General features: G+C 68.0%; 28 protein-coding genes. 17 read left to right on the plus strand and 11 right to left on the minus strand.

Annotated elements, in window-relative coordinates:
• The first annotated feature begins 39 nt into the window (after positions 1 to 39).
• Complete coding sequence (locus HMPREF2914_RS16300) at positions 40 to 513, plus strand: MarR family winged helix-turn-helix transcriptional regulator (RefSeq protein WP_003091943.1); 474 nt, start codon at positions 40 to 42, stop codon at positions 511 to 513.
• Between the two features lie 242 nt (positions 514 to 755).
• On the opposite strand, the gene HMPREF2914_RS16305 is transcribed toward HMPREF2914_RS16300, so the two are convergent.
• Positions 756 to 1,508 carry a sulfite exporter TauE/SafE family protein gene (locus HMPREF2914_RS16305; RefSeq protein WP_003117537.1) on the minus strand — a complete coding sequence of 251 codons (753 nt, stop codon included), beginning with the start codon at positions 1,506 to 1,508 and terminating at the stop codon, positions 756 to 758.
• Positions 1,509 to 1,608: 100 nt separating this feature from the next.
• Positions 1,609 to 3,573, minus strand: coding sequence for a bifunctional tRNA (5-methylaminomethyl-2-thiouridine)(34)-methyltransferase MnmC2/FAD-dependent 5-carboxymethylaminomethyl-2-thiouridine(34) oxidoreductase MnmC1 (mnmC, locus tag HMPREF2914_RS16310; RefSeq protein WP_023092613.1), 1,965 nt, complete (start codon positions 3,571 to 3,573; stop codon positions 1,609 to 1,611).
• 143 nt (positions 3,574 to 3,716) lie between these two features.
• Here mnmC and pap point away from each other — a divergent pair, with 143 nt between their 5' ends.
• From pap to HMPREF2914_RS16325, 3 genes are all read left to right on the plus strand, one after another.
• Entirely contained in the window at positions 3,717 to 5,207 is a 1,491-nt protein-coding gene (pap, locus tag HMPREF2914_RS16315) for a polyphosphate:AMP phosphotransferase (protein WP_003091935.1), read from the plus strand.
• 152 nt (positions 5,208 to 5,359) lie between these two features.
• Positions 5,360 to 6,544 carry a thiolase family protein gene (locus HMPREF2914_RS16320; RefSeq protein WP_023092614.1) on the plus strand — a complete coding sequence of 395 codons (1,185 nt, stop codon included), beginning with the start codon at positions 5,360 to 5,362 and terminating at the stop codon, positions 6,542 to 6,544.
• 128 nt (positions 6,545 to 6,672) lie between these two features.
• The gene (locus HMPREF2914_RS16325) at positions 6,673 to 7,338 is read left to right on the plus strand and encodes a YceH family protein (protein WP_003091932.1); all 666 of its coding nucleotides are present in this window, start codon (positions 6,673 to 6,675) and stop codon (positions 7,336 to 7,338) included.
• Between the two features lie 223 nt (positions 7,339 to 7,561).
• Here the strand turns inward: HMPREF2914_RS16325 and HMPREF2914_RS16330 are convergent, their stop codons facing one another.
• Both HMPREF2914_RS16330 and HMPREF2914_RS16335 read right to left on the minus strand, forming a co-directional pair.
• Positions 7,562 to 9,133, minus strand: coding sequence for a malate:quinone oxidoreductase (locus tag HMPREF2914_RS16330; RefSeq protein ID WP_023092615.1), 1,572 nt, complete (start codon positions 9,131 to 9,133; stop codon positions 7,562 to 7,564).
• A 202-nt stretch (positions 9,134 to 9,335) separates the two neighbouring features.
• The gene (locus tag HMPREF2914_RS16335; RefSeq protein ID WP_003091929.1) at positions 9,336 to 9,545 is read right to left on the minus strand and encodes a DUF6316 family protein; all 210 of its coding nucleotides are present in this window, start codon (positions 9,543 to 9,545) and stop codon (positions 9,336 to 9,338) included.
• 205 nt (positions 9,546 to 9,750) lie between these two features.
• Between HMPREF2914_RS16335 and HMPREF2914_RS16340 the strand changes: the two genes are divergently transcribed.
• The 10 genes from HMPREF2914_RS16340 (at position 9,751) to HMPREF2914_RS16385 (ending at position 18,167) form a co-directional block, all read left to right on the plus strand.
• Entirely contained in the window at positions 9,751 to 10,389 is a 639-nt protein-coding gene (locus tag HMPREF2914_RS16340; protein WP_003091927.1) for a peroxiredoxin, read from the plus strand.
• A gap of 250 nt (positions 10,390 to 10,639) precedes the next feature.
• Positions 10,640 to 11,644 carry an aliphatic sulfonate ABC transporter substrate-binding protein gene (locus HMPREF2914_RS16345; RefSeq protein WP_023088137.1) on the plus strand — a complete coding sequence of 335 codons (1,005 nt, stop codon included), beginning with the start codon at positions 10,640 to 10,642 and terminating at the stop codon, positions 11,642 to 11,644.
• A gap of 3 nt (positions 11,645 to 11,647) precedes the next feature.
• A complete protein-coding gene (locus HMPREF2914_RS16350) occupies positions 11,648 to 12,472 on the plus strand; it encodes an ABC transporter permease (protein WP_003091924.1) in 825 nt (274 codons plus the stop codon).
• Positions 12,469 to 13,218 (plus strand): ABC transporter ATP-binding protein, encoded by a 750-nt coding sequence (locus tag HMPREF2914_RS16355; protein ID WP_003091922.1) that lies wholly within the window; start codon positions 12,469 to 12,471, stop codon positions 13,216 to 13,218. The genes HMPREF2914_RS16350 and HMPREF2914_RS16355 overlap by 4 nt, the downstream gene beginning before the upstream one ends.
• Before the next feature lie 153 nt (positions 13,219 to 13,371).
• Positions 13,372 to 13,965, plus strand: a complete 594-nt coding sequence (ssuE, locus tag HMPREF2914_RS16360) for an NADPH-dependent FMN reductase (RefSeq protein ID WP_003091915.1) — start codon at positions 13,372 to 13,374, stop codon at positions 13,963 to 13,965.
• A 118-nt stretch (positions 13,966 to 14,083) separates the two neighbouring features.
• Entirely contained in the window at positions 14,084 to 15,055 is a 972-nt protein-coding gene (locus HMPREF2914_RS16365) for a sulfonate ABC transporter substrate-binding protein (RefSeq protein WP_003111308.1), read from the plus strand.
• 77 nt (positions 15,056 to 15,132) lie between these two features.
• Positions 15,133 to 16,281, plus strand: coding sequence for an FMNH2-dependent alkanesulfonate monooxygenase (gene ssuD / locus HMPREF2914_RS16370; protein ID WP_003091910.1), 1,149 nt, complete (start codon positions 15,133 to 15,135; stop codon positions 16,279 to 16,281).
• Between the two features lie 20 nt (positions 16,282 to 16,301).
• Positions 16,302 to 17,090, plus strand: a complete 789-nt coding sequence (ssuC, locus tag HMPREF2914_RS16375; RefSeq protein ID WP_003117543.1) for an aliphatic sulfonate ABC transporter permease SsuC — start codon at positions 16,302 to 16,304, stop codon at positions 17,088 to 17,090.
• The gene (gene ssuB, locus HMPREF2914_RS16380) at positions 17,087 to 17,911 is read left to right on the plus strand and encodes an aliphatic sulfonates ABC transporter ATP-binding protein (RefSeq protein WP_003102311.1); all 825 of its coding nucleotides are present in this window, start codon (positions 17,087 to 17,089) and stop codon (positions 17,909 to 17,911) included. Before ssuC ends, ssuB begins: the two co-directional genes overlap by 4 nt.
• Before the next feature lie 40 nt (positions 17,912 to 17,951).
• Complete coding sequence (locus HMPREF2914_RS16385; RefSeq protein WP_003091900.1) at positions 17,952 to 18,167, plus strand: TOBE domain-containing protein; 216 nt, start codon at positions 17,952 to 17,954, stop codon at positions 18,165 to 18,167.
• Positions 18,168 to 18,346: 179 nt separating this feature from the next.
• Here HMPREF2914_RS16385 and HMPREF2914_RS16390 read toward each other — a convergent pair whose 3' ends face one another.
• The 6 genes from HMPREF2914_RS16390 to HMPREF2914_RS16415 all read right to left on the minus strand — a co-directional run bounded on the left by HMPREF2914_RS16390 (position 18,347) and on the right by HMPREF2914_RS16415 (position 21,500).
• Positions 18,347 to 18,685: a HopJ type III effector protein gene (locus HMPREF2914_RS16390; RefSeq protein WP_003091899.1), complete on the minus strand. Its 339-nt coding sequence runs from the start codon at positions 18,683 to 18,685 to the stop codon at positions 18,347 to 18,349.
• Positions 18,686 to 18,736: 51 nt separating this feature from the next.
• Positions 18,737 to 19,048: a DUF1244 domain-containing protein gene (locus HMPREF2914_RS16395; RefSeq protein WP_003091898.1), complete on the minus strand. Its 312-nt coding sequence runs from the start codon at positions 19,046 to 19,048 to the stop codon at positions 18,737 to 18,739.
• Between the two features lie 128 nt (positions 19,049 to 19,176).
• Positions 19,177 to 19,548 (minus strand): dihydroneopterin triphosphate 2'-epimerase, encoded by a 372-nt coding sequence (gene folX / locus HMPREF2914_RS16400; RefSeq protein ID WP_003091897.1) that lies wholly within the window; start codon positions 19,546 to 19,548, stop codon positions 19,177 to 19,179.
• Position 19,549: 1 nt separating this feature from the next.
• Positions 19,550 to 20,110, minus strand: a complete 561-nt coding sequence (folE, locus tag HMPREF2914_RS16405; protein WP_023092616.1) for a GTP cyclohydrolase I FolE — start codon at positions 20,108 to 20,110, stop codon at positions 19,550 to 19,552.
• A 17-nt stretch (positions 20,111 to 20,127) separates the two neighbouring features.
• Complete coding sequence (gene folM, locus HMPREF2914_RS16410; protein ID WP_009313635.1) at positions 20,128 to 20,832, minus strand: dihydromonapterin reductase; 705 nt, start codon at positions 20,830 to 20,832, stop codon at positions 20,128 to 20,130.
• A 110-nt stretch (positions 20,833 to 20,942) separates the two neighbouring features.
• On the minus strand, positions 20,943 to 21,500 hold the full coding sequence (locus HMPREF2914_RS16415) for a putative antibiotic biosynthesis monooxygenase (RefSeq protein WP_003111015.1): 558 nt from the start codon (positions 21,498 to 21,500) through the stop codon (positions 20,943 to 20,945).
• Positions 21,501 to 21,778: 278 nt separating this feature from the next.
• Here HMPREF2914_RS16415 and HMPREF2914_RS16420 point away from each other — a divergent pair, with 278 nt between their 5' ends.
• Complete coding sequence (locus HMPREF2914_RS16420; RefSeq protein WP_003130193.1) at positions 21,779 to 22,231, plus strand: flavodoxin; 453 nt, start codon at positions 21,779 to 21,781, stop codon at positions 22,229 to 22,231.
• A gap of 240 nt (positions 22,232 to 22,471) precedes the next feature.
• Here the strand turns inward: HMPREF2914_RS16420 and HMPREF2914_RS16425 are convergent, their stop codons facing one another.
• Positions 22,472 to 23,365 carry a LysR family transcriptional regulator gene (locus HMPREF2914_RS16425; protein WP_003143374.1) on the minus strand — a complete coding sequence of 298 codons (894 nt, stop codon included), beginning with the start codon at positions 23,363 to 23,365 and terminating at the stop codon, positions 22,472 to 22,474.
• A 95-nt stretch (positions 23,366 to 23,460) separates the two neighbouring features.
• Between HMPREF2914_RS16425 and HMPREF2914_RS16430 the strand changes: the two genes are divergently transcribed.
• On the plus strand, positions 23,461 to 23,850 hold the full coding sequence (locus tag HMPREF2914_RS16430) for a CidA/LrgA family protein (protein ID WP_003091885.1): 390 nt from the start codon (positions 23,461 to 23,463) through the stop codon (positions 23,848 to 23,850).
• Complete coding sequence (locus HMPREF2914_RS16435) at positions 23,837 to 24,523, plus strand: LrgB family protein (protein ID WP_003102323.1); 687 nt, start codon at positions 23,837 to 23,839, stop codon at positions 24,521 to 24,523. Before HMPREF2914_RS16430 ends, HMPREF2914_RS16435 begins: the two co-directional genes overlap by 14 nt.
• Positions 24,524 to 24,539 lie beyond the last annotated feature (16 nt).

A 24,539-nucleotide genomic window follows, 5' to 3' on the forward strand; every position in this document is an offset into this window, starting at 1 on the left:
TGCCCCATCAACCATTAAATCCGTATACCCGAATTTATTATGGTTGAAAGTAATAAGACCGCTGCCGATACCTATTCGCTCGCTATTTTCCGCGCCATCCGCCGCCTCCAGCAGGCCGCTGAAATCCACTCCAAGCGTCTCAGCCGATACGGCGGCCTGACCCCGCTGCAATTGCTGATCCTGCATGTCCTGGCGGTGGAGGGAGAACTGACCGCGACGCAACTGGCCAAGCTGGTCAGCCTGTCCCAGGCATCGCTCTCCGGCGTGCTCGACCGCCTCGAAGGACGCGGCCTGCTCTATCGTCGGCGCGACGAACAGGACCGGCGCAAGTCCTGGCTGCACCTCGACCCGGCCGGCCACGAAGCCCTGGCGGAAGCGCCGCCGCTATTGCCGGAGTACGTGATCGAGCGCTTCGCCGCGTTGCCCGAGTGGGAGCGCCACGGCCTGCTGGCCGCGCTGCTGCGCGCGGCCGACCTGTTCGGCCTGCCGGAAGAGGACGTCGAAGAAGAGTGAGGGCGCCAGGTTCGCTACGAAAGACAGTCGCGTCGGCGGTCTTTACCTGGCGAACCTGCCGATGCCTTGCCGGTGCAGGCTGGTGGACAAGCGCGTTGTACGCCATGGCGTGACCTCCGCGTAGGGCGGATAACGCCGTCGGCGTTATCCGCCGACCCAGCGATATCCGCCCGACGACATGGCATGACCGTCGAGCAGGGCGCATAACGCCGCTTCCCCGGTGCCCCGGCCGCCGAGGAAAGCTACCCGCCGTAGAGCTTCTGCGCCGCCAGGGAGAAGCTCACCGCCACCAGCATCAGCGCGAACAGGCGTTGCAGGGTCGGGCCGCCGAGGCGCTGCGCCAGCAGGTTGCCGCCGAGCACGCCGACCGCGCCGCCGGCGGCGAGGCCGCCGAGCAGCGGCAGCGGCGGGTGGGCGCCGGTCAGGTAGATCAGGAAGCCGCCGCCGGAGACCAGCGCGATCACCGCCATCGAGGTGGCGGTGGCGGCCATCATCGACAGCGGGGTGAACCAGAGCAGCCCCGGCACCACCAGGAAACCGCCGCCCACGCCCATCAATCCCGACAGCAAGCCGACCGCCAGGCCGATGCCGAGCAGCGGCAGGCTCCGTGCCTGGTCGCTGGCCTCGCGTTTCATCCCGGCGCCGCGCCACATGCGCCAGGCCGACCAGAGCACCAGCAGGCAGAAGGCGACGATCAGCACGCCTTCCGGGACGAAGCGGCCGAGCCATTGGCCGACGGCGTTGCTCGGCAGGCCGGCCAGCGCCAGGACCAGCACCGGCCGCCAGGCCACCTGGCCCTGGCGCGCGCGCGGGATGGCGCCGATCAGCGCCGACAGGGCGACCGCGCCGAGGCTCACGCCGATGGCGTCGCGCAGCGGCAGGTGCAGGCTGAGCAGCAGGGGCAGGGCGACCAGCGAGCCGCCGGCGCCGGTGAGGCCGAGCAGCAGGCCGAGAACGGCGCCGATGCCCAGGGATTCGAAGAGCAGTACATCCATCGTCGATCAACTGTTTCCGCGGGTGAGCCAGCCGGTGGTCCGGTATGGCCTGCGCGTGCGGCAGGCCCGAAGGGTAGCGCAAATCGGTGCGCCCGGGGCTTCAGCCGCGCTGCCCGCGCACCAGGTCGCGCAGCAGGAAGCGGTTCGGGTGGCAGGCCTCGGCCACCGCGCGCGGCAGCGGCAGCGGCTCGCCGCAGATCCACGCCGCCAGCAGTTCGCCGGACAGCGGCGCGCTGATCAGCCCGCGCGAGCCGTGGCCGCTGTTCAGGTACAGGCCTGGCAGCCAGGGGCAGGCCCGCTCCGGCACCTGGCGGGCGTCGCGGGCGAGCACCGCGTAGGCCTCGTCGAAGGCCGCGCGCTCGGCCAGCGGGCCTACCAGGGGCAGGTAGTCGGGGCTGGTGCAGCGGAATGCCGCGCGGCCTTCCAGGCGCTCCAGCGGCAGGTCGTCGGCGCCCAGGCGCTGCAGCAGGTCGGGGGATATTTCCCGCAGCAGTTCGAGGTTGCCCTGGTGTTCGGCGAGGGTCGGCGCCAGGTCTTCGCTCTTGAAGTCGAAGCTGGCGCCGAGGGTGTGTTCGTCGCCACGCGGCGGTGCGACGTAGCCCTCGGCGCAGACCACGGTGCGCAGCGCCCGGCTTTGCGGGGTGGCCGGCAGGCGGGTGACCTGCCCGCGAATGCGCTTCAGCGGCAGCTCGGCGGCGGGCGGGAAGTCGCGGATGTCGGCGGCGGTGGCGAGGATCGCGAGTGGCGCGCGGGCCAGGCATTCGTCGCCGGCGTAGGCGCACCAGTCGTCGCCCTCGCGGCGCAAGCGTACTGCCCGGCCGCTCAGCAGGGTGATCCCGGGGGTGGCGGCCAGGGCCTGGCACAGCGCGGGCGGATGGACCCAGCCGGCTTCGGGATAGAACAGGCCGCCGGCGGGCAGGGCGACGCCGGCGAGGCGCTCGGCCTGCTCGCGGTCCAGGCCGTGCAGCAGGTCGGCGGGGAAGGCTGCGGCCAGTTGCGCCTGGCGTTGCGCTTCCTTGGCGTCGAAGGCCAGTTGCAGTACGCCGCAGGCGTCCCAGTCGTGGCCGCGCCGCAGGCGTTCGAGCAGCCGGCGGGTATGGCCGAAGCCGCTGAGCACCAGGCGCGACAGCGGCGTGCCGTGGGCCGAGAGTTTCAGGTAGAGCACGCCCTGGGGGTTGCCCGAGGCTTCCCGGGCGAGGCCGGGATGGCGTTCGATCAGGGTCACCTGCCAGCCGCGCGCGGCGAGGCTGGCGGCGCTGGCGCAGCCGGCCAGGCCGCCGCCGACCACCAGTGCCGCGCGGCGCCCGGCGTGGGGCGCGGGGCGTGCGTACCAGGGCTTGCCGGCGTTCGCCGGCGGCCCCTGGTAGGTGCCGCCGAGCATCTCGCGCTTCTGCCCGTAGCCCGGTACCCGTTGCATGGCGAAACCGGCCTCGATCAGCCCGCGGCGGACGAAACCGGCGCTGGTGAAGGTGCCCAGGGTCGCCTGCGGCGCCGACAGTCGCGCCAGTTCGGCGAACAGTACGGGCGACCACATGTCCGGGTTCTTCGCCGGGGCGAAGCCATCGAGGAACCAGGCGTCGACCCGCGCGTCGAGCTGCGGCAGGCACTCCAGGGCATCGCCCAGCAGCAGGGTCAGGCCGACCCTTCCGCCCGCGAACGCCAGGCGCTGGAAGCCCGGGTGCACGGCAAGGTACTGGCCCAGCAGGGCCTCGCTCCAGGGCGCCAGTTCCGGCCATAGCGCCAGGGCGCGGCGCAGGTCGGCGGCGGCGAGGGGGAATTTCTCCACGCTGACGAACTCCAGGCGCGCGCCGGCCGGCGCGACCCGCTCGAACAGCTGCCAGGCGCAGAGGAAGTTCAGTCCGGTGCCGAAGCCGGTCTCGCCGATGCACAGCACCTCGCCGTCGCCCAGCGCGGCGAAGCGCTCGGCCAGGCGGTTGGTGGCGAGGAACACATGGCGCGTCTCGTTGAGCCCGGAATGCCGGGAAAAATATACGTCGCCGAAGGCGCGGGATAGCGGCTGGCCGTTTTCGTCCCAGTCGAGCTGGGCATGCTGGAAGTCGGACATGGCAGAACCTGAAAAAGCGGATGGTGCATTTTACGGGGCTTTGCCGGCCAGCGGCGAGGCGCTGCGCGAACATGCCGCGGCGCCGCGCAGACAGCCGCACGCCGATCCGCTACCTTGAAGGACTCAGGTTAAGGGAGACCTCCATGTTCGAATCCGCGGAAGTTGGCCACAGCATCGACAAGGACACCTACGAGAAGGCCGTCATCGAGTTGCGCGAAGCGCTGCTCGAGGCGCAGTTCGAGCTCAAGCAGCAGGCGCGCTTCCCGGTGATCATCCTGATCAACGGCATCGAGGGCGCCGGCAAGGGCGAGACGGTCAAGCTGCTCAACGAGTGGATGGACCCGCGCCTGATCGAGGTGCAGAGCTTCCTCCGTCCCTCCGACGAGGAGCTGGAGCGGCCGCCGCAGTGGCGCTTCTGGCGGCGCCTGCCGCCCAAGGGGCGGACCGGTATCTTCTTCGGCAACTGGTACAGCCAGATGCTCTACGCGCGGGTCGAGGGGCATATCAAGGAGGCCAAGCTGGACCAGGCCATCGATGCCGCCGAACGCTTCGAGCGCATGCTCTGCGACGAAGGCGCGCTGCTCTTCAAGTTCTGGTTCCATCTCTCCAAGAAACAGTTGAAGGAGCGTCTCAAGGCGCTGGAGAAGGATCCGCAGCACAGCTGGAAGCTCAGTCCGCTGGACTGGAAGCAGAGCGAGGTCTACGACCGCTTCGTGCATTACGGCGAGCGCGTGCTGCGCCGCACCAGCCGGGACTACGCGCCCTGGTACGTGGTGGAAGGCGCGGACGAGCGCTACCGCGCCCTGACCGTCGGCCGCATCCTCCTCGAAGGGTTGCAGGCCGCGCTGGCCACCAAGGAGCGCGCCAAGCGCCAGCCGCACGCCGCACCGCTGGTGTCGAGCCTGGACAACCGTGGCCTGCTGGACTCCCTGGACCTGGGCCAGTACCTGGACAAGGACGCCTACAAGGAGCAGCTCGCCGCCGAGCAGGCGCGCCTGGCCGGGCTGATCCGCGACAAGCGCTTCCGCCAGCATTCGCTGGTCGCGGTGTTCGAGGGCAACGACGCGGCCGGCAAGGGCGGCGCCATCCGCCGTGTCACCGACGCGCTGGACCCGCGCCAGTACCATATCGTGCCGATCGCCGCGCCGACCGAAGAGGAGCGCGCGCAGCCCTATCTCTGGCGCTTCTGGCGGCACATCCCGGCGCGCCGCCAGTTCACCATCTTCGACCGTTCCTGGTACGGCCGCGTGCTGGTGGAGCGCATCGAGGGCTTCTGCGCACCGGCCGACTGGCTGCGCGCCTATGGCGAGATCAACGACTTCGAGGAGCAGCTCAGCGAGTACGGGATCATCGTGGTGAAGTTCTGGCTGGCGATCGACAAGCAGACCCAGATGGAGCGCTTCAAGGAGCGCGAGAAAACCCCCTACAAGCGCTACAAGATCACCGAGGAAGACTGGCGCAACCGCGACAAGTGGGACCAGTACGTGGACGCGGTGGGCGACATGGTCGACCGTACCAGCACCGAGATCGCGCCCTGGACCCTGGTCGAAGCCAACGACAAGCGCTTCGCCCGGGTCAAGGTGCTGCGCACCATCAACGACGCCATCGAGGCGGCGTACAAGAAGGACAAGTGAGGCCTGCCGGAATGCGGCGCCGTCCTCTCCAGGGGATGGCGACGCATACGCCGGATGAATGATCGGTGCCTCGCGCGATTGCCTCGCCTTATCCTCGCTCGATCCGGCCGCTGCCCCGGCGGCCGCCCGACAATAACAGCGAGGGTTCCCCCATGCGTGAAGTGGTGATCGTCGACAGCGTCCGGACCGGCCTGGCCAAGTCCTTCCGCGGCAAGTTCAACCTGACCCGGCCGGACGACATGGCCGCCCACTGTGTCGACGCGCTGCTGGCGCGCAACGACCTCGACCCGCTGCTGGTGGATGACTGCATCGTCGGCGCCGGCTCCAACGAAGGCGCCCAGGGCCACAACATCGGGCGCAACGTAGCGGTGCTCTCCGGCCTCGGCATCCAGGTGCCGGGGATGACCCTCAACCGCTACTGTTCCTCCGGCCTGCAGGCGATCGCCGTCGCCGCCAACCAGATCGCTTCCGGTTGCAGCGAGGTGATCGTCGCCGGCGGCGTCGAGTCGATCACCCTGACCCTGAAGAGCGTCAACACCGACCACCTGGTGAACCCGCTGCTGCAAAGGGAGGTGCCGGGCATCTACTACCCCATGGGGCAGACCGCCGAGATCGTCGCCCGTCGCTACGGCATCACCCGCGAGGCCCAGGATGCCTACGCCCTGCAGAGCCAGCAGAGGATGGCGCGAGCCCAGGCGGACGGGCTGTTCGCCGACGAGATCGTGCCGATGACCACCCGCTACGCGGTGGAGGACAAGGCCAGCGGCGAGAAGCAGGTGCTCGACGGAGTGGTCGACCGCGACGACTGCAACCGCCCGGACACCACCCTCGAAGGCCTGGCCTCGCTGAAGCCGGCGTTCGCCGAGGACGGTTCGGTCACCGCCGGCAACGCCTCGCAACTCTCCGACGGCGCCTCGATGACCCTGCTGATGAGCCTGGAGAAAGCGCTGGCGCTGGGCCTGGAGCCGAAGGCCTTTTTCCGTGGCTTCACCGTGGCCGGCTGCGAGCCGGACGAAATGGGCATCGGTCCGGTGTTCTCGGTGCCGAAGCTGCTCAAGGCGAAGGGGCTGAAGATCGGCGACATCGATCTCTGGGAACTCAACGAAGCCTTCGCCTCGCAGTGCCTGTACTGCCGTGACCGGCTGGAGATCGACAACGAGAAGTACAACGTCAACGGCGGCTCCATCGCCATCGGCCACCCGTTCGGCATGACCGGCTCGCGCCAGGTCGGTCATCTGGTCCGCGAACTGCGCCGGCGCAACCTGCGCTACGGCGTGGTGACCATGTGCGTCGGCGGCGGCATGGGCGCCAGCGGGCTGTTCGAAGCCGTACGCTGAGCCCGTGCGCGCCGGCGGGCCCCGCAGGTCGGGGCTCGCCTCATGGGTTTTATTTACATGACGCTCCGTGCCATCCCCGGCGACTCGCGCTAGGCTAGGCGCCTTTTTCCTTGCATAGGGATGTAGCGATGTCCACCGAGCCCAACTCGCCGTTCGTCGACGACCCGCTGAGCGCCGTCGATGCACGGATTCTCGGCAGCCTCGTCGAGAAGCAGGCGACCACCCCGGAAACCTATCCGCTGACCCTCAATGCCCTGGTCCTGGCCTGCAACCAGAAGACCAGCCGCGATCCAGTGATGAACCTCACGCCCGGCCAGGTCGGCCAGAGCCTGCGCCAGCTCGAGGGGCGCGGCCTGGTCAGGCTGGTGATGGGCAGCCGCGCCGACCGCTGGGAGCACACCCTGGGCAAGGGCCTGGAATTGGTGGCGCCACAGGTGGCGCTGCTCGGCCTGCTGTTCCTGCGTGGTCCGCAGACTCTCAACGAACTGCTCACCCGCAGCAACCGCCTGCACGATTTCGACGACGTCGAGCAGATCCGCCACCACCTGGAACGCCTCGCCGGCCGTGGCCTGGCCGTGCACCTGGAGCGTCGCGCCGGGCAGCGCGAGGAGCGCTACATGCATCTGCTCGGCAGCCAGGCCGACCTCGAGGCCGCCGTGGAGGCTATGGGCAGCGACCCGGAACGCGCCGCGCCGGCCGCTCTGTCGGCCGATGCGGAAGCGCGGATCGCCGAGCTGGAGACGCGCCTGGCGGCGCTGGAGGAGCGCCTGGCCAGGCTCGAAGGAGGGGCGTGATATCGCGGGTGGGCGCAATCGGTGACATGCAGGTTCCGGCGGATAACCGCGAGCGGTTGTTCGCCCTACGGCCCGCAGTGACTTTGTGGGCGGCGCTGCCTGTCGGGTAGGGCGAATAACGCCAGCGGCGTTATCCGCCGATGCGCCGCCCCGCAAGGCGAACGCCAACCCAAAAAAGCCCGGCTATTGCCGGGCTTTTTCATGCGCGCGCGTCGGTGGCCGATCAGGCCTCCGGCTGTACCGGCACGTGGATCAGTTGCAGGCGCTCGCTGCTCCAGGCACGGGTGCTGTTGGTCAGCTCGATGTCGTTGTTCAGCTTGCGCCCGTAAGACGGCACGATTTCCTTCAGGCGTGCCTGCCACTCGGGGGTGGCGACCTTGTCCTTGAAGGCCTTCTCCAGCACCGACAGCATGATCGGCGCGGCGGTCGAGGCGCCCGGCGAGGCGCCGAGCAGGGCGGCGACGGAGCCGTCGGCGGCGGTCACCACTTCGGTGCCGAATTGCAGTACGCCGCCTTTCTCGGCGTCCTTCTTGATGATCTGCACGCGCTGGCCGGCCTGCACCAGCTTCCAGTCCTCGTCGCGGGCTTCCGGGAAGTACTCGCGCAGCGAGGCCATGCGGTCGTCCTGGCTGAGCATCAGCTGGCCGATCAGGTACTGGCTGAGATCGAAGTTGTCGATGCTGGCGTTGAACATCGGGCCGATGTTGCTGCTGGTCACAGAGCCCGGCAGGTCCCACAGCGAGCCGTTCTTCAGGAACTTGGTGGAGAAGGTGGCGAACGGACCGAACAGCAGAACCGGCTTGCCGTCGATCATGCGGGTGTCGAGGTGCGGCACCGACATCGGCGGCGAACCCACCGAAGCCTTGCCGTAGACCTTGGCCAGGTGGCGCTTGACCACGTCCGGGTTGGTGGTGGCGAGGAACGAACCGCCCACCGGGAAGCCGGCATAGCCTTCGGCCTCGGGGATGCCGGACATCTGCAGCAGCTTCAGCGCGCCGCCACCGGCGCCGATGAAGACGAACCTGGCCTTGACGCTGGTTTCCTTGTCGCCGTTGGCCAGGTCGGCCATGGTCACGGTCCAGGTGTTGTCGTCGTTGCGCTTGAGGTCGCGGACCTCATGTTGCAGGCGCAGCTTGAAGGTGTCCTTGGCCGACAGCGAGCCCACCAACTGGCGGGTGATCTCGCCGAAGTTGACGTCGGTGCCGATCGACATGCGCGTGGCGGCGATCTTCTGCCCCGGCTCGCGGCCTTCCATCACCAGCGGCACCCACTGCTTGATCTGCTCGGGGTCTTCCGAGTACTCCATGCCGCGGAACAGCGAGCTGTGCTGCAGGGCGGCGTGGCGCTTCTTGAGGAAGGCGACGTTGTCGTCGCCCCAGACGAAGCTCATGTGCGGGACGTTGTTGATGAACGACTTCGGATCGTTCAGCACCTTGCGGTCGACCTGGTAGGCCCAGAACTGCTTGGAGATCTCGAAGTTCTCGTTGATCGCCACCGCCTTGCTGATATCCATCGAGCCGTCCGCGGCCTCGCTGGTGTAGTTCAGTTCGCAGAACGCCGAGTGACCGGTGCCCGCGTTGTTCCAGCCGTTGGAGCTTTCCTCGGCGACCTTGTCCAGGCGCTCGACCATCTCGATGGTCCAGCCCGGTTCCAGTTCGTTCAGATAGGTACCCAGGGTGGCGCTCATGATGCCGCCACCGATCAGGAGCACGTCGACCGGTTTTTCCGATTCGACGCTGTTTTTGGAGCAACCCAGCACGCTGACGCACAAAAGCATCAATAAGATTTTTTTCATGGATTTACCGCTAGAAAACGTGGAGAAGCGTGGATACGCACGACGTGGCAGGTATTCACCGGGTGAATGATACTGGAACTCACCCCCGATGTGAGTGCGTTCACATGCGGTGACATTTGCCTCGGCGTTCCGCCGAGAATACCTGCCTTCCCTTTCTTGAACGTTTCAGCCGCCGGGAAATAAATTCCGCGCCTGTATCGTTTCAGTGGGAACCCGGCGCCTGGATTTCCGCCGATTGGCGCATCCTGCGGATATACGCGTCGATTTCCCGCTCCGCGTCGAAACGGGTGAAGTAGGGGCCTTCCAGGGTCCCTTCGCGGGTGGAGAAGAAGTACTGGCCATTCACCGAACTTATGCGATCGCTGCGGAAGCGGGTGGCCGGGACGGGATCGGTGGAACGTTTCCCCAACATGACGGCGACTCCTGGATGGCGGGCCAAGGTGATTTCAGTGTAGGCGGGGGTTGGCCGGGCGGCAGGCCGGCGGACGAAAGGAGACGGATTCCCAGGCGAAGGGTTGGGCATTCTATTTTTGGTTATAAGAAAATCTGAATTTATTCTTTTTAACGTCGACCGGCCTTGGGCATAGTGGGTCCCAACACGAACAAGGAGTGACCCCATGAGCCTCAGACTCGGCGACATCGCCCCCGATTTCGAACAGGATTCCAGCGAAGGGCGCATCCGCCTCCACGAATGGCTGGGCGACAGCTGGGGCGTGCTGTTCTCCCACCCGGCCGACTTCACCCCGGTGTGCACCACCGAGCTGGGCTTCACCGCCAAGCTTAAGGACCAGTTCGCCCAGCGCGGGGTCAAGGTCCTGGCGCTGTCGGTGGACCCGGTGGACTCGCACCTGAAGTGGATCGACGATATCAACGAGACCCAGGACACCCGGGTCAACTTCCCGATCATCGCCGACGCCGATCGCAAGGTCTCCGAACTCTACGACCTGATCCACCCGAACGCCAACGACACGCTGACCGTGCGTTCGCTGTTCATCATCGACCCGAACAAGAAGGTGCGCCTGATCATCACCTACCCGGCGAGCACCGGGCGCAACTTCAACGAGATCCTCCGGGTGATCGATTCGCTGCAACTGACCGACGAGCACAAGGTCGCCACGCCGGCCAACTGGGAGGACGGCGACGAGGTAGTGATCGTGCCTTCGCTGAAGGACGAGGAAGAGATCAAGCGGCGTTTCCCCAAAGGCTACCGCGCGGTGAAGCCCTACCTGCGCCTGACGCCCCAGCCCAACCGCTGAGGCCGGATTCGTCCCGCCTGCATGGGCAGGCACGGCAGGCGGGACTTTTTATTCGACGGTGCGTGCCGTCATGCAACGCTGTTTAGCCACGAGCAGGGTTTTTGGCCGGTTTCGACCGGCCCTCTTTTTTATGTGCGCCAGCGCGTCGCCGCGACGCTTTCTATCCGCCATCCGTTTCCGAAACCGGCTCTGACTTGCCCGCCAGACGGGGAGAAGGCTCGCTCATCCACCTCCTTCCAGGAGCAGACGCATGATCGCCGCTCTCCGTCGCTGCCGGGCCTGGCTGGCCCTGCTCGCCGTTCTTGCCGTGTTTCCCGCGGCCGAAGCCGCCGACGCCCCCGCTGAAATCCGTCTCGACTATGCCTACTACGCCCCCACCAGCCTGGCGCTCAGGAAGTTCGGCTGGCTGGAGAAAAGCCTGGACGGCAGCGGAACCCGGGTGCGCTGGGTGTTCAGCCAGGGCAGCAACCGTTCCCTGGAGTACCTCAACGCCGGCAGCGTCGATTTCGCCTCGACCGCCGGCCTCGCCGCGGTACTCGCGCGGGCCAACGGCAGCCCGGTACGTACCGTATACGTCGCCAGCCGCCCGGAGTGGACCGCGCTGCTGGTGCGCAAGGATTCGCCGATCCGCAGCCTCGCCGAACTCAAGGGTCGCAAGGTGGCTGCCACCAAGGGCACCGATCCCTACCTGTTCCTGCTCCGCAGCCTGCACAGCGTGGGCCTGGACAAGAACGACCTGCGTATCGTCCACCTGCAGCATCCCGACGGCCGGGTAGCCCTGGAGAAGGGCCAGGTCGACGCCTGGGCCGGGCTCGATCCGCACATGGCGGCCAGCGAGTTGCAGGCCGGCTCGCGGCTGCTCTACCGCAACCTCGGCTTCAACAGCTACGGCGTGCTCAATGTCCGCGAGGATTTCGCCGAAGGCCATCCGCAACTGATCCGCCAGGTGCTGGCGGCCTACGAGCAGGCGCGCCACTGGGTGATCGGGCATCCCGACGAGGCCGCGCAACTGCTTGCCGAGGAAGCCGGCCTGCCGCTGGAAGTGGCTCGCCTGCAACTGTCGCGCACCGATTTCAGCCAGCCGCTGCCGGGCGCCGAACAGGTCGCCGCGCTCAAGGCCGCGGCGCCGATCCTGGCGGACGAGCGCCTGGTGCGGCCGGGCGTGGACGTGCAGAAGGTGGTCGACGAACTGATCGCGCCGCAGTGGGCCGCCGAGGTCATCGGCGGTGCCCCGTTGGCGCGCACGGAGCCCTGAGCCATGGTCAGCCAGAGCCTGCGACTGGCCCGGCGAGTTTCGCGCCGGGCGTGGCGACTGCGCGTGCCGGGCGCCTGGCGGGCCTGGGCCTTGCCGCTGCTGGCGCTATCGTCGTGGGAAGCGCTGGTGCGCCTGGGCTGGCTGCCGGCCTACCAGATGCCAGCGCCGAGCGGCATCCTGCTGACCCTGGTGGAACTGGCTCGCGGCGAGCTGTGGGGGCATGTCGGCGCGAGCCTGGCGCGGGTCGCCGCCGGTTTCGCGATCGGCAGCGGCCTGGCCCTGGCGGTCGGAACCTGGGTCGGCCTCAGTCGTCGCGCCGAAGCCTACCTGGAGCCGAGCTTCCAGGCCCTGCGGGCGATCCCCAGCCTGGCCTGGGTGCCCTTGCTGCTGCTCTGGTTCGGCATCGACGAGACGCCGAAGATCGTCCTCATCGCCCTCGGCGCCTTCTTCCCGGTCTACCTCGCGCTGGTCGCCGGGGTACGCGGGGTCGATCGCAAGTGGGTGGAACTGGGTCGGCTCTACCGTTTGTCGCGCTTCGCCCTGGTCCGCCGCATCCTCCTTCCGGCGGCGCTGCCGAATCTGTTCACCGGCCTGCGCGGGGCGCTCAGCCTGAGCTGGATGTTCCTCGTCGCGGCGGAGCTGATCGCCGCCACCCAGGGCCTCGGCTACCTGCTCAGCGACGGTCGGGAAACCTCGCGTCCGGACCTGGTGATCGCCGCGATCCTGGTCCTGGCGGCCCTCGGCAAGCTCAGCGACGGCCTGCTCCGCTCGCTGGAGCGCCGGGCCCTGCGCTGGCGCGACAGCTTCGACGGGGAGGGCGGCGCATGAGCGGCCTGCTCGACCTGCTGGAGATTCGCAAGGCCTATGGCGATACGCGGGTGCTGGAGGGCGTGGCGCTGTCGCTGGCGCCCGGCGAGGTGGTCAGCCTGCTCGGCCCCAGCGGTTGCGGCAAGAGCACCCTGCTGCGGATCGCCGCCGGACTGGACGACGACTTCCAGGGCACTGTCGAACGCAACCCGATCCTCGGCTTCGGCCCGGACGGCGAGAACGGCCGCAGCGGCGGCATCGGCGTGGTGTTCCAGGAGCCGCGCCTGTTGCCCTGGCTGACGGTGGCGCAGAACGTCGGTTTCGCCGACGGCTGGCTGGAGGACGAGCACTGGGTCGAGCGCCTGCTCGCCGATGTCGGACTGGCCGGCTGCGGAGGATTGCTGCCCAAGCAACTGTCCGGCGGCATGGCGCAGCGCGCGGCGATCGCTCGCGGTCTCTACGGACGGCCGCAGGTGCTGTTGCTCGACGAGCCGTTCAGCGCGGTCGACGCCTTCACTCGCATGCGCCTCCAGGACCTGCTGCAGGACGTGGTGCAGAACTACGAGATCAGCGTCCTGCTGGTCACCCACGATCTCGACGAGGCGTTCTATCTCGCCGACCGCGTGCTGCTGATGGGCGGCCGTCCCGGACACATCCGCCGCGAGTTCCACGTACCGCTGGCGCGTCCCCGCGACCGCCGGGCGGTGGAGCTGGCCTACTTGCGCGGCGAGGCCCTGACCGAAATGCAGCGGGCACACGTGCTCTGAGGCAAGACCCCGAACCGGGTTCTTATATGCTTTATGGAATAAATAAATGAATAAAAAACATTTATTGGAATATTAGGCCGCCTGTTAAGGTCTATGCAACTTGGTTAGCAAGCAAAACGAATATCCTGTTTTCCGGTTATAAGGAATCCCCCCATGCTCGTCGTTTCCATCGCCGGAAGTCCCAGCGTACGCTCCCGCTCCGGGGTGTTGCTGGAGCGTGCCAGGGACTGGCTGAGCCGTCGCGGCGTCGAGGTGGCCAGCCACCAGGTGCTGGATTTTCCCGCCGAGGACCTGCTGCGTGCCCGCCTCGACAGTCCGCCGGTACTGGCGCTGGCCGAGCAGATCGGCCGCGCCGACGGCCTGCTGGTCGCCACCCCGGTGTACAAGGCCTCGTTTTCCGGCGCGCTGAAGGTCCTTCTCGACCTGTTGCCCGAGCGCGCCCTGGAGCACAAGGTGGTGCTGCCGTTCGCCACCGGCGGCAGCAGCGCGCACATGCTGGCCGTGGACTACGCATTGAAGCCGGTACTGGCCGCGCTCAAGGCCCAGGAGGTGCTGCACGGCGTATTCGCCGTGGACAAGCAGATCGCCTACGCCACCGAGAGCGACCCGGCGCGCCTGGAGCCGGTCCTCGAGCAGCGCCTGGAAAACGCCCTGGAAACCTTCCACCTGGCCCTCTCGCGACGGCCGCAGCCGATCGACCCGCAGTTGCTCAACGAGCGCCTGGTGAACGCCCGCTGGAGCATCTGATCCGTCCGCCGCCAGCGCACGCGCGCCGCGGCCCGATTGCACAACGCAGACACGACGACCTCACTGTTCCGTCAACGGCGCGGCAGGTTCGGCACCCACAACGACAAAGGAGAGCGCCATGCGCACCATCGCTTTGCGTCGTGGACTGGCGGCCCTGCTGGTGGCGGCCCTGTCCTACGGCGTCCAGGCCGACGAGAAGTCGGCCAACACCCTGCGGATCGGTTATCAGAAATACGGCACCCTGGTCCTGCTCAAGGCCCGCGGCACCCTGGAGAAACGTCTCGCCGAAGACGGCGTGAAGGTGCAATGGACCGAGTTTCCCGGCGGCCCGCAATTGCTCGAGGGACTCAATGTCGGCAGCATCGACTTCGGCGTGACCGGGGAAACCCCGCCGGTATTCGCCCAGGCCGCCGGCGCCGACCTGCTCTACGTGGCCTACGAACCGCCGGCGCCGACCAGCGAGGCGATCCTCCTGCCGAAGGACTCGCCGATTCGTTCGGTGGCCGAGCTGAAGGGCAGGAAAGTCGCCCTGAACAAGGGCTCCAACGTGCATTACCTGTTGGTCCGCGCCCTCGAGCAGGCCGGCCTGAAGTACAGCGACATCCAACCCGTCTACCTGCCGCCGGCCGACGCCCGCGCCGCCTTCGAGCGCCACAGCGTCGACGCCTGGGTGATCTGGGACCCCTACCAGGCCGCCGCCGAGAAGCAGTTGTCCGCGCGGGTCCTGGTGGATGGTCGCGAGCTGGTCGACAACCACCAGTTCTACCTCGCCACCCGGACTTACGCGCAACGGCATCCGCAGGTGCTCGACAAGCTGGTGGACGAGATCCGCCAGGTCGGCGACTGGTCGCGGGCCAACCCGCAGCAGGTGACCGAGCAGGTCGCGCCGCTGCTCGGGTTGCCCGCCGACATCACCCTGACCGCGGTGAAGCGCCAGGGCTACGGCGCGCAGTTGATCACCCCGGCGGTGGTCGAGGCGCAGCAGAAGATCGCCGACACCTTCACCCAGCTGAAGCTGATTCCCAAACCGCTGAGCATCAAGGACGTGATCTGGACGCCATCGGCCGGCAAGGTCGCCAGTGCACCCTGAGCCCGTACCGCCCACATACCGACACGATCATCGCGCGGCTACGCCACGCCGGCGCGCTCACCCTGGAGTCAATTGCGATGAGCCTCGAGATTTTCTGGTTCCTTCCCACCCACGGCGACGGCCACTACCTGGGCACCACCCAGGGCGCCCGTGCCGTCGACCACGGCTACCTGCAGCAGATCGCCCAGGCCGCCGACCGCCTGGGCTTCGGCGGCGTACTGATCCCCACCGGACGTTCCTGCGAGGACTCCTGGCTGGTCGCCGCCTCGCTGATCCCGGTAACCCAGCGCCTGAAGTTCCTCGTCGCGCTGCGTCCCGGGATCATTTCGCCGACCGTGGCCGCGCGCCAGGCGGCGACCCTGGACCGGCTGTCCAACGGCCGCGCGCTGTTCAACCTGGTCACCGGCGGCGATCCCGACGAACTGGCTGGCGACGGCCTGCACCTGAGCCACGCCGAACGCTACGAGGCCTCGGTCGAATTCACCCGCATCTGGCGTCGCGTGCTGGAGGGCGAGACCGTCGACTACGCCGGCAAGCACATCCAGGTGAAGGGGGCCAAGCTCCTCTATCCGCCGTTGCAGCAGCCGCGTCCGCCGCTGTACTTCGGCGGCTCCTCGGAGGCCGCCCAGGACCTCGCCGCCGAGCAGGTCGAGCTGTACCTGACCTGGGGCGAGCCGCCGGCGGCGGTTGCCGAGAAGATCGCCCAGGTACGCGAGAAGGCCGCCCGCCAGGGCCGCCAGGTGCGCTTCGGGATCCGCCTGCACGTGATCGTCCGCGAGACCAGCGAGGAAGCCTGGCAGGCCGCCGATCGCCTGATCGCGCACCTCGACGACGACACCATCGCCCGCGCCCAGGCCTCCCTGGCGCGCTTCGACTCGGTCGGCCAGCAACGCATGGCCGCGCTGCACGGCGGTTCGCGCGACAACCTGGAAGTCAGCCCCAATCTCTGGGCCGGCGTCGGCCTGGTACGCGGCGGCGCCGGCACCGCGCTGGTCGGCGACGGACCGACGGTGGCGGCGCGGGTCAGGGAGTACGCCGAGCTGGGCATCGATACCTTCATCTTCTCCGGCTACCCGCATCTGGAAGAGTCCTACCGGGTCGCCGAACTGCTGTTCCCGCACCTCGACGTGCAGCGCCCGGCGCAGCCCGAGGGACGCGGCTATGTCAGCCCGTTCGGCGAGATGGTGGCCAACGACATCCTGCCCCGGCAGGCCGCGCAGAGTTGAGAGCGGTCGGAGCGAACGACATGAGCATTTCCAAACGACTGGCCGAGCGCCTGGCGCCCTGGGCGCTGCCGCTGGTCCTGCTGGCGGTGTGGCAGGCGGCGGTTGAGTTCGGCTGGCTGTCCAGCCGCATCCTCCCCGCGCCCAGCGCCGTGCTCGAGGCCGGCTGGACGCTGCTGCGCAGCGGCGAGATCTGGCAGCACCTGGCGATCAGCGGCTGGCGCGCGGCGATCGGCTTTCTCATCGGCGGCGCCATCGGCCTGGTGCTGGGCTTCGTCACCGGCCTGTCGAAGTGGGGCGAACGCTTCCTCGACAGTTCGGTGCAGATGATCCGCAACGTGCCGCACCTGGCGCTGATCCCGCTGGTGATCCTGTGGTTCGGCATCGACGAGTCGGCGAAGATCTTCCTGGTCGCCCTCGGCACGCTGTTCCCGATCTACCTGAACACCTACCACGGCATCCGCGGCATCGACCCCGGCCTGCTGGAGATGGCGCGCAGCTACGGGTTGTCCGGCTTCGCCCTATTCCGCCAGGTGATCCTGCCCGGCGCGCTGCCGTCGATCCTGGTCGGGGTGCGCTTCGCCCTCGGCTTCATGTGGTTGACCCTGATCGTCGCCGAGACCATTTCCGCCAGCTCCGGCATCGGTTACCTGGCGATGAACGCCCGCGAGTTCCTGCAGACCGACGTGGTGGTCCTGGCGATCCTGCTCTATGCCGTCCTCGGCAAGCTCGCCGACCTCGCCGCCCGCGGTCTGGAACGCGTCTGGCTACGCTGGCACCCGGCCTACCAGGTCAAGGGAGGTGGCGCATGAATGCCCACAACGCCGCCCTTGGCGGCACTCCGCAGCGCCTCAAGCGCGGTATCCCGCTGGCCCTGCGCGGAGTGGCGCGGCGCTTCGGCGAGCGCGAGGTGCTCAAGGACATCGACCTGCTGGTTCCGGCAGGGCAGTTCGTCGCTATCGTTGGCCGCAGCGGCTGCGGCAAGAGCACCTTGCTGCGCCTGCTGGCCGGCCTCGACCAGCCCAGCCGCGGCGAGTTGCTGGCCGGCTCGGCGGCGCTGGCCGAGGCCCGCGAGGACACCCGGCTGATGTTCCAGGACTCGCGCCTGCTGCCGTGGAAGCGGGTGATCGACAACGTCGGCCTCGGCCTGCGCGGCGACTGGCGGGCGAAGGCCCTGCAGGCGCTGCGGGCGGTCGGCCTGGCCGAGCGTGCCAACGAGTGGCCGGCGGCCCTGTCCGGCGGGCAGAAGCAACGCGTCGCGCTGGCTCGCGCGCTGATCCACGAGCCGCGCCTGCTGTTGCTCGACGAGCCGCTCGGCGCGCTCGATGCGCTGACCCGGATCGAGATGCAGCAACTGATCGAAGGACTCTGGCGCGAACACGGTTTCACCGTCCTGCTGGTCACCCACGACGTCAGCGAGGCGGTGGCGGTGGCCGACCGGGTGATCCTCATCGAGGACGGCGAGATCGGCCTCGACCTGCCGGTGGAACTGCCCCGGCCGCGCTCGCGTGGCTCGGCGCGACTGGCCGCGCTGGAAGCCGAAGTGCTCAACCGGGTGCTGGCGCAGCCGGAGCTGCCGCCGCAACCCGAACCCGTTTCACCCCTGCCCACGCAACTGCGCTGGGCGCTCTAAGCAACCATGCCTCGTTCCGAATCCCCCCAGGAGAAACGCCATGACCATCAAAGCCATCAACGTTCGTAACCAGTTCAAGGGCACCGTGAAGGAAATCATCGAAGGGCCGGTATTGTCCGAGATCGACGTGCAGACCGCCGCCGGGATCGTCACTTCGGTGATCACCACGCGTTCGGTGAAGGAACTGGAGCTGGCCATCGGTAGCGAAGTGATCGCCTTCGTCAAGTCCACCGAGGTATCCATCGCCAAGCTGTGACGCTGGCTGCGCCGCGCTTGCGGCGGCGAGAAGGGCGGGGACCCCGATGGGGCCCCGCCTTTTTTCGTCGCGTATCGGCAAGGCCGGCCGGTGGCGACGGCTGGCGTGGGTCGCTATGGAGCGGTCGGTAGGGCGAATAACCGCTCGCGGTTATCCGCCGTGGGGGCGACCGGGACTTCTCAGCCCCGGCGCGACAGGGGCTGGCGCTCGAAATGCACGCCGGCCAGGCCGGTCTGTTGCAGGGCGCGGATGTTGGCGTGGTCGTCGCCTTCCGGGTTGTCGCGCACCGCACGGTAGTGCTCGCCGAAGGCCAGCAGGGTTTCCTCGAGGCTGAGGCCTTCGAGGATGGCGAAGCCCAGGGTCTTGCAGGAACCTTCGTTCTGCCCGGCCGGGTTGCTCACGCTGCCGTTGTCGAAGGCGCTCGGCGTGTAGCTGTAGTGCTCGGCGATGAACGCCAGGGTGTCGGTGAACAGGTGGTGTTCGCTGCGCAGACGCGCGCGGAAGTCGGTCAGGGTCATCGAAACAGGCTCATGGTGTCTGGGGCAGGGTTGGCAAGGGGCCCGGTGGCCTCAGGCGTTGCCCTGGCTCTTGGCGAAGGCGGCCTGTTGTTCCGGGCTCGCTTCTTTCTGGTACTTGGCTTTCCACTCGGCATAGGGCATGCCGTAGATCTCTTCGCGGGCCTGGTCATTGCTGACTTCCACCCCGAGGTCGTCGGCAGCGGCCTTGTACCACTTGGACAGGCAGTTGCGGCAGAAACCGGCGAGGTTCATCAGGTCGATGTTCTGCACGTCCTTGCGGGTCTGCAAATGATGGACCAGGGTGCGGAAGGCGGCGGCTTCGAGTTCCAGGCGTTGCTGTTCGGTGAGGTTGGCTGCGGTCATGGCGGTGTTTCTCGACGATGGCTCGGGGCAGGGTGAAGGCACAGGGCCAGGTCCGGCGATGATAAGAGTTGGCGCGGCCGGCGGGCAACGCTTGTGCGCGTCTTCGCGCGGTTCGCTCGTCGGCCGCCTCAGCGGTGGCCGGCGAGGGTGATCGAGACCGACTCGGCGAAGCGCAGCGCGTGCGGCTTGTCCACTTCCACCTCGGCGTAGCGCACCGCCGGGTTCTCCATCACCAGGTCGAGGATTTCCTGGGTCATCCGTTCGAGCAGGGCGAAGCGGTTCTCCTCGACGTGGCGGATGATCGCCTTGGTGATGGTGCGGTAGTTCAGCGCGTGCTCGATGTCGTTGACCTCCACGGCGTCCGCGGCCGGGTAGAGGATGGTCAGGTTGATCAGCACGTCCTGCTTGTTGAGGATTTCCTCCTCCTTGATCCCGATGAAGGTGCGCAGGCGCAGGTCCTTGACGCGGATTCGCGCCATTCCCGGTTCCAGTCGCGGCATGTCACTTGCTCCTTCCGATCAATTGCAGAAATTCCTGGCGGGTGGTGTTCGAGTCGCGGAACGCGCCGAGCATCACCGAGGTGAACATCTGCGAGTTCTGCTTCTCCACCCCGCGCATCATCATGCACATGTGCTGGGCCTCGATCACTACCGCCACGCCGGCGGCGCTGGTCACCTGGCGGACCGCCTCGGCGATCTGCCGGGTGAGGTTCTCCTGGATCTGCAGGCGGCGGGCGAACATGTCGACGATCCGCGCCACCTTCGACAGGCCGAGCACCTTGCCGGTGGGAATGTACGCCACATGAGCCTTGCCGATGAAGGGCAGGAGGTGGTGTTCGCACAGGGAGTACAGCTCGATGTCGCGGACGATGACCATTTCATCGTTGTCCGAGGCGAACAGCGCGCCGTTGACGATTTCCTCCAGGGTCTCGCCATAGCCGTGGCAGAGGTACTGCATGGCCTTGGCCGCGCGCTTCGGGGTGTCGAGCAGGCCTTCGCGCTGCGGGTCTTCGCCGAGACCGACGAGGATCTCCCGGTAATGCTGGGAAAGTGCTGGGTTCATAAGGGGTCCTTGGCGCCTCACTTGACGTGGCGGCCGCCGTTCACGGTCAGGGTGGTCCCGGTGACGTAGGGGTTGTCCAACAGGTAGCGAAGGCTCTGGTAGATGACTTCCGGCCCCGGCTCGATGCCGAGCGCGGATTTCGCCAGGGTGCGGGCGCGGTATTCGGCGTCGTCCCCGTCGTTGAACATCACCAGCGCCGGTGAAATGGCGTTGACCTTGATCCTCGGCGCGAAGCGCGCGGCGAACGACAGGGTCAGGTTGTCCAGCCCGGCCTTGCTCGCGCAGTAGGCGATACGCCGGGCGCTGCCCTTGCGCGCCACGTCGTCTGTGAGGTGGACGATGTCGGCGGGCTGCGAGCGTTCCAGCAGCTCGGCGCAGTGCAGGTTGATCAGGTAGGGCGCGAGCATGTGCACGCTGAACAGTTGCTGGAACGCCTCGGCTTCGTGGCCGGGCGTCTCGGCGACCCAGTCCGAGGCGTTGTGGACGATCGCTCGCAGGCTGTCGGTATGCTGCCGGAGGGACCCGATGAAGGCGAAGATGCCGGCCTCGCTGGCGAAGTCGGCGTGCAGGGTCAGCGCGCCGGCCTGGCGCAGTTCGTCCAGCGCCGGGCGCTCGCTGCGGTAGCTGACGATCACCGACTCGCCGTCGGCCAGCAGGCGGCGGGCGCAATGCAGGCCGACACGCTGGCTGGCGCCGGTGATCAGGATCGGGGCTGTCGCCATGGGACTCTCACAGCAGGCGAAGGGAATCGGATGGATGCAGGGTACCCGACTGAGCCAGTCGGGCAAAGCCTTGCGCTACGGCCCACCCCGCCGGGGTGGGCGGCAAGCCGTCAGTGCGCTTCCGGCAGGCTGGCGGCGCGCTGCGGGCGGCGGTGCAGCCAGGGGGCGAGCAGACGGCTGGAGAGAGGGATGAACCAGTAGGTCATCAACGGGGTGAGGACCAGGGTGCTGAGCAGCACCCGCGCGGCCAGCGACAGCTCGCCGAGGTAGGGGCCGGCGCCGAGGTTGAAGGCCAGCGAGACCGGGAAGAACGCCAGCCAGATCGCCACGCTCTGCTTCCAGCGCGGCGGTTTGCGGTTGTCGTCGAACCAGGCGGCGAGGCCGTGGGCGCGGTGCTCGCGCGGTTCGTCGAAGAGTCCCTGGCCGCGTTCGAGCCAGGCCTGGCGCGAGGCGGAGTGGGCCCAGGCGGCGAGGGTGGCGTCGTCGGCGAAGCGAAAGATCATCTGGAATTCGTCTCCGCCAGCGGGCGGCGCCAGCGCCCCGGAGCCGAGGTAGCCGGGGAAGTCGGCGGCGAGGGCTTCGCCTTCGCGCTGCCAGGCGAGGAAGTCGCGGTAACGGCCGGCGGCGACGCGGCGGGCCACCAGCAGGGTAACGGGAGCGGTAGACATCGTGTATCTCCTGGAACGGTTGAGCGCGCTTCGTGGGCGCCCTCGGACAACGGCGCAGCGCCGGGGTGGTGGGCTGCGTCGGAGGACAGGCAAGGATCGTTCCCGCCGTGGTGGCGAAGGTTCGCTGCCGTGTCTACGGCAGCGCGATGACATCCCGATGACAGGGCGCGCACCGAAATGGTGCTTTTGCGGCCTGTCTGCATTGATTCGGTGCGTCCCGCTCGGCGAACGCATGCGGCATAATGCCCGGCTTACCCCTGTTGGCTTACGGAGTGTTCATGAAAGTCGCCATTCTCTCCGGCTCGGTCTACGGCACCGCCGAAGAAGTCGCCCGGCACGCCCAGAAATTGCTGTCCGAGGCCGGCCTCGAGGCCTCCCATCTGCCTCGCGCCAGCCTCGACGAACTCAAGGCCTTCGCCCCCGAGGCATTCCTGGTGGTGACCTCGACCACCGGCATGGGCGAACTGCCGGACAACCTGCAACCGCTGTACTACGCGATCCGCGACCAACTGCCGGCCTGGCACGGTCTGCCGGGCGGAGTCATCGGCCTGGGCGATTCGAGCTACGGCGACACGTTCTGCGGTGGCGGCGAGCAGGTTCGCGAACTGTTCGGCGAACTGGGCGTGCGCGAAGTGCTGCCGATGCTGCGCCTGGATGCCAGCGAAACCGTTACCCCCGAGACCGACGCCGAGCCCTGGCTGGCCGAGTTCGCCGCCGCCCTCAAGGGCTGATCCCGGGCGTACCCCGCCGAGGCGGCGGATAACCGCGAGGCGGTTATTCGCCCTGCACGGAGAAGGAGCAAACGGTAGGGCGAATAACGCCCCAGGCGTTATCCGCCGAAACGCCTGCCCAGGCGGCGGATAACCGCGTAGCGGTTATTCGCCCTACACGGGGAGGGGACAAGCGGTAGGGCGAATAACGCCTCCAGGCGTTATCCGCCGTAGCCTCTGCCGAGCTGGCGGTTATTCGTCCTACGCCGGGCTTTCCTCCAGCGGCTGCTCGCGCAGCAGCTCCAGCCAGGCCTGCGCCGCCCGCGACAGGTAGCCGCCACGGCGCCAGATGAAGGCGATGTCCCAGCGCAGGTCCGGCTCCCTGAGCAGGACCCGCACCACTCCCGGGCGTTCGATCTCGCGAGCGATCGCCCGTGGTAGCAGCACCACCCCCTGGTTGGCCGCCACCAGCGCGCCGAGGAAGTCGGCCTGGCCGCTGCGGCCGCCTTCGCGCGGGCTGAAGCCGGCCTCCAGGCAGGCGCGCAGCAGGCGGTCGTTGAGGGTGAAGCTCTGCTGGTAGAGCAGGAACGGGCTGTCCGCCAGTTCGCCGAGGGCGACGCTTGCGGCAGCGGCCTTGGGATGCCCGGCCGGTAGCAGCACGTCCAGCGGTTCGTTGCAGAACGGCTGGTAGTCGAAGCCGTCGTCCGCCGGGGTGAGGCTGCCGGCCAGTTCCAGCTCGCCGGCCAGCACCGCCTGCTCCATGGTCTTGCTGCCGCCTTCCACCAGGTGCACGGCGATGTTCGGATAGCGCCGCCGGTATTCGGCGAAGCGTTGGGCGAACAGCGCGTCGGCGCCGAGCAACGGCAGGCCCAGGCGCAGTTCGCCGCGGTTGAGCTGGCTGAGATCGTCCAGTTCGCTGAGCAGGTCGCGGCGCAGCCGCAGCATCTCCTCGGCGCGGCGAAACACCACGGCGCCGGCGTCGGTCAGGCGCACGTGCGGCCCGTTGCGTTCCAATACCTGCACGCCGAGGCTCTGCTCCAACTGGGCGACCTGCTTGCTGATGGTCGACTGGCTGGCGTGGCGGACCTGCGCCGCCTGGGTGAAGCTGCCCTGGCGGACCACTTCGACGAAGCTGCGGAGTTGACGGAATTCCATTCTGGAATGGCTCTCATGCGGACAATTCGCTTTGGGGATGATAGGCCGGGCCTTATCCTTTCTCCATCCCCGATTTCCCAGCCAAGGCCCTTCCCATGTTGCCCCCGCTCGTCCGCCGTCTGTCCCGCCTTGCCGCCGAACTGGCGGTACTCATCGCCTTCTGGTGGGCCGGCGGCTGGCTGGCGAAGGCCATCGGCCTGCCGCTGCCGGGCGGGGTGGTCGGCCTGGCGGCGCTGTTGCTGCTGTTCGCCAGCGGCCTGCTGCGTCCGGCCTGGCTGCAGGCCGGCGCCGGCCTGTTGCTGGCGGAGATGTTGCTGTTCTTCATCCCGGCGCTGATGAGCCTGCTCGACTACGGCGCGCTGCTACGCAGCGAGGGCTGGCGCATCCTCCTGGTGATCATGCTCAGCACCCTGCTGGTGATGCTGGTCACCGCGGTGTCGGTGGAGTGGATGTGCCGCTGGAGGGCGCGCCATGAGTCTCGATAAGCAAGCCCTGTTCTGGTTGGCGGCGACCGTCGGCGGCTACCTGCTGAGCCGCCAGCTGTACCGCCGGGTGAAGTGGTACTGGCTGTCGCCCATCGTGTTCGTCCCGGTGCTGCTCTATGCCCTGGCGATTCCCACCCATACCCGCTACGCCGACTACGCCCGCGACACCAATTGGCTGGTGGCGCTGCTCGGTCCGGCGACGGTGGCCTTCGCCATCCCGATCTGGCAGCAGCGCGAGCTGCTGATGCGCCACTGGCCGGCGCTGCTGGCCGGGATGTTCGCCGGCACCGCAGTGGCCATCGGCAGCTCCTGGGCGCTGGCCCAGGCCCTGGCGCTGGACGGCCAGGTCACGCTGTCGTTGCTGCCACGCTCGATCACCACGCCGTTCGCCATGGAGATGTCCCACGACCTGGGTGGCGTGCCGGAACTGACCGCCGCCTTCGTGATGATCACCGGGGTGTTCGGCGCGGTGATCGGCGGCACCCTGCTGCGCGTCCTGCGCTTGCGCACGCCGCTGGCCCGCGGCGCGCTGTTCGGCGTCGGCGCGCACGGCGCCGGCACCAGTCGGGCCTACGAGTTCGGCGGCGAGGAAGGTTCGGCGGCCGGTCTGCTGATGGTTCTCACCGGGCTGTTCAACCTGCTGGTCGCGCCCCTGGTCGCCCACTGCCTGTAGCCTGCGCGCATAGGCC

The sequence above is a fragment of the Pseudomonas sp. HMSC067G02 genome, from assembly GCF_001813485.1.
GTDB classification, from domain to species: domain Bacteria; phylum Pseudomonadota; class Gammaproteobacteria; order Pseudomonadales; family Pseudomonadaceae; genus Pseudomonas; species Pseudomonas aeruginosa.

Bases quoted from the DNA above. Each gene is read 5' to 3' on its own strand.
- HMPREF2914_RS16300 (WP_003091943.1), top strand. From the start codon at position 40: ATGGTTGAAAGTAATAAGACCGCTGCCGATACCTATTCGCTCGCTATT.
- HMPREF2914_RS16305 (WP_003117537.1), bottom strand. From the start codon at position 1,508: ATGGATGTACTGCTCTTCGAATCCCTGGGCATCGGCGCCGTTCTCGGC.
- mnmC (WP_023092613.1), bottom strand. From the start codon at position 3,573: ATGTCCGACTTCCAGCATGCCCAGCTCGACTGGGACGAAAACGGCCAG.
- pap (WP_003091935.1), top strand. From the start codon at position 3,717: ATGTTCGAATCCGCGGAAGTTGGCCACAGCATCGACAAGGACACCTAC.
- HMPREF2914_RS16320 (WP_023092614.1), top strand. From the start codon at position 5,360: ATGCGTGAAGTGGTGATCGTCGACAGCGTCCGGACCGGCCTGGCCAAG.
- HMPREF2914_RS16325 (WP_003091932.1), top strand. From the start codon at position 6,673: ATGTCCACCGAGCCCAACTCGCCGTTCGTCGACGACCCGCTGAGCGCC.
- HMPREF2914_RS16330 (WP_023092615.1), bottom strand. From the start codon at position 9,133: ATGAAAAAAATCTTATTGATGCTTTTGTGCGTCAGCGTGCTGGGTTGC.
- HMPREF2914_RS16335 (WP_003091929.1), bottom strand. From the start codon at position 9,545: ATGTTGGGGAAACGTTCCACCGATCCCGTCCCGGCCACCCGCTTCCGC.
- HMPREF2914_RS16340 (WP_003091927.1), top strand. From the start codon at position 9,751: ATGAGCCTCAGACTCGGCGACATCGCCCCCGATTTCGAACAGGATTCC.
- HMPREF2914_RS16345 (WP_023088137.1), top strand. From the start codon at position 10,640: ATGATCGCCGCTCTCCGTCGCTGCCGGGCCTGGCTGGCCCTGCTCGCC.
- HMPREF2914_RS16350 (WP_003091924.1), top strand. From the start codon at position 11,648: ATGGTCAGCCAGAGCCTGCGACTGGCCCGGCGAGTTTCGCGCCGGGCG.
- HMPREF2914_RS16355 (WP_003091922.1), top strand. From the start codon at position 12,469: ATGAGCGGCCTGCTCGACCTGCTGGAGATTCGCAAGGCCTATGGCGAT.
- ssuE (WP_003091915.1), top strand. From the start codon at position 13,372: ATGCTCGTCGTTTCCATCGCCGGAAGTCCCAGCGTACGCTCCCGCTCC.
- HMPREF2914_RS16365 (WP_003111308.1), top strand. From the start codon at position 14,084: ATGCGCACCATCGCTTTGCGTCGTGGACTGGCGGCCCTGCTGGTGGCG.
- ssuD (WP_003091910.1), top strand. From the start codon at position 15,133: ATGAGCCTCGAGATTTTCTGGTTCCTTCCCACCCACGGCGACGGCCAC.
- ssuC (WP_003117543.1), top strand. From the start codon at position 16,302: ATGAGCATTTCCAAACGACTGGCCGAGCGCCTGGCGCCCTGGGCGCTG.
- ssuB (WP_003102311.1), top strand. From the start codon at position 17,087: ATGAATGCCCACAACGCCGCCCTTGGCGGCACTCCGCAGCGCCTCAAG.
- HMPREF2914_RS16385 (WP_003091900.1), top strand. From the start codon at position 17,952: ATGACCATCAAAGCCATCAACGTTCGTAACCAGTTCAAGGGCACCGTG.
- HMPREF2914_RS16390 (WP_003091899.1), bottom strand. From the start codon at position 18,685: ATGACCCTGACCGACTTCCGCGCGCGTCTGCGCAGCGAACACCACCTG.
- HMPREF2914_RS16395 (WP_003091898.1), bottom strand. From the start codon at position 19,048: ATGACCGCAGCCAACCTCACCGAACAGCAACGCCTGGAACTCGAAGCC.
- folX (WP_003091897.1), bottom strand. From the start codon at position 19,548: ATGCCGCGACTGGAACCGGGAATGGCGCGAATCCGCGTCAAGGACCTG.
- folE (WP_023092616.1), bottom strand. From the start codon at position 20,110: ATGAACCCAGCACTTTCCCAGCATTACCGGGAGATCCTCGTCGGTCTC.
- folM (WP_009313635.1), bottom strand. From the start codon at position 20,832: ATGGCGACAGCCCCGATCCTGATCACCGGCGCCAGCCAGCGTGTCGGC.
- HMPREF2914_RS16415 (WP_003111015.1), bottom strand. From the start codon at position 21,500: ATGTCTACCGCTCCCGTTACCCTGCTGGTGGCCCGCCGCGTCGCCGCC.
- HMPREF2914_RS16420 (WP_003130193.1), top strand. From the start codon at position 21,779: ATGAAAGTCGCCATTCTCTCCGGCTCGGTCTACGGCACCGCCGAAGAA.
- HMPREF2914_RS16425 (WP_003143374.1), bottom strand. From the start codon at position 23,365: ATGGAATTCCGTCAACTCCGCAGCTTCGTCGAAGTGGTCCGCCAGGGC.
- HMPREF2914_RS16430 (WP_003091885.1), top strand. From the start codon at position 23,461: ATGTTGCCCCCGCTCGTCCGCCGTCTGTCCCGCCTTGCCGCCGAACTG.
- HMPREF2914_RS16435 (WP_003102323.1), top strand. From the start codon at position 23,837: ATGAGTCTCGATAAGCAAGCCCTGTTCTGGTTGGCGGCGACCGTCGGC.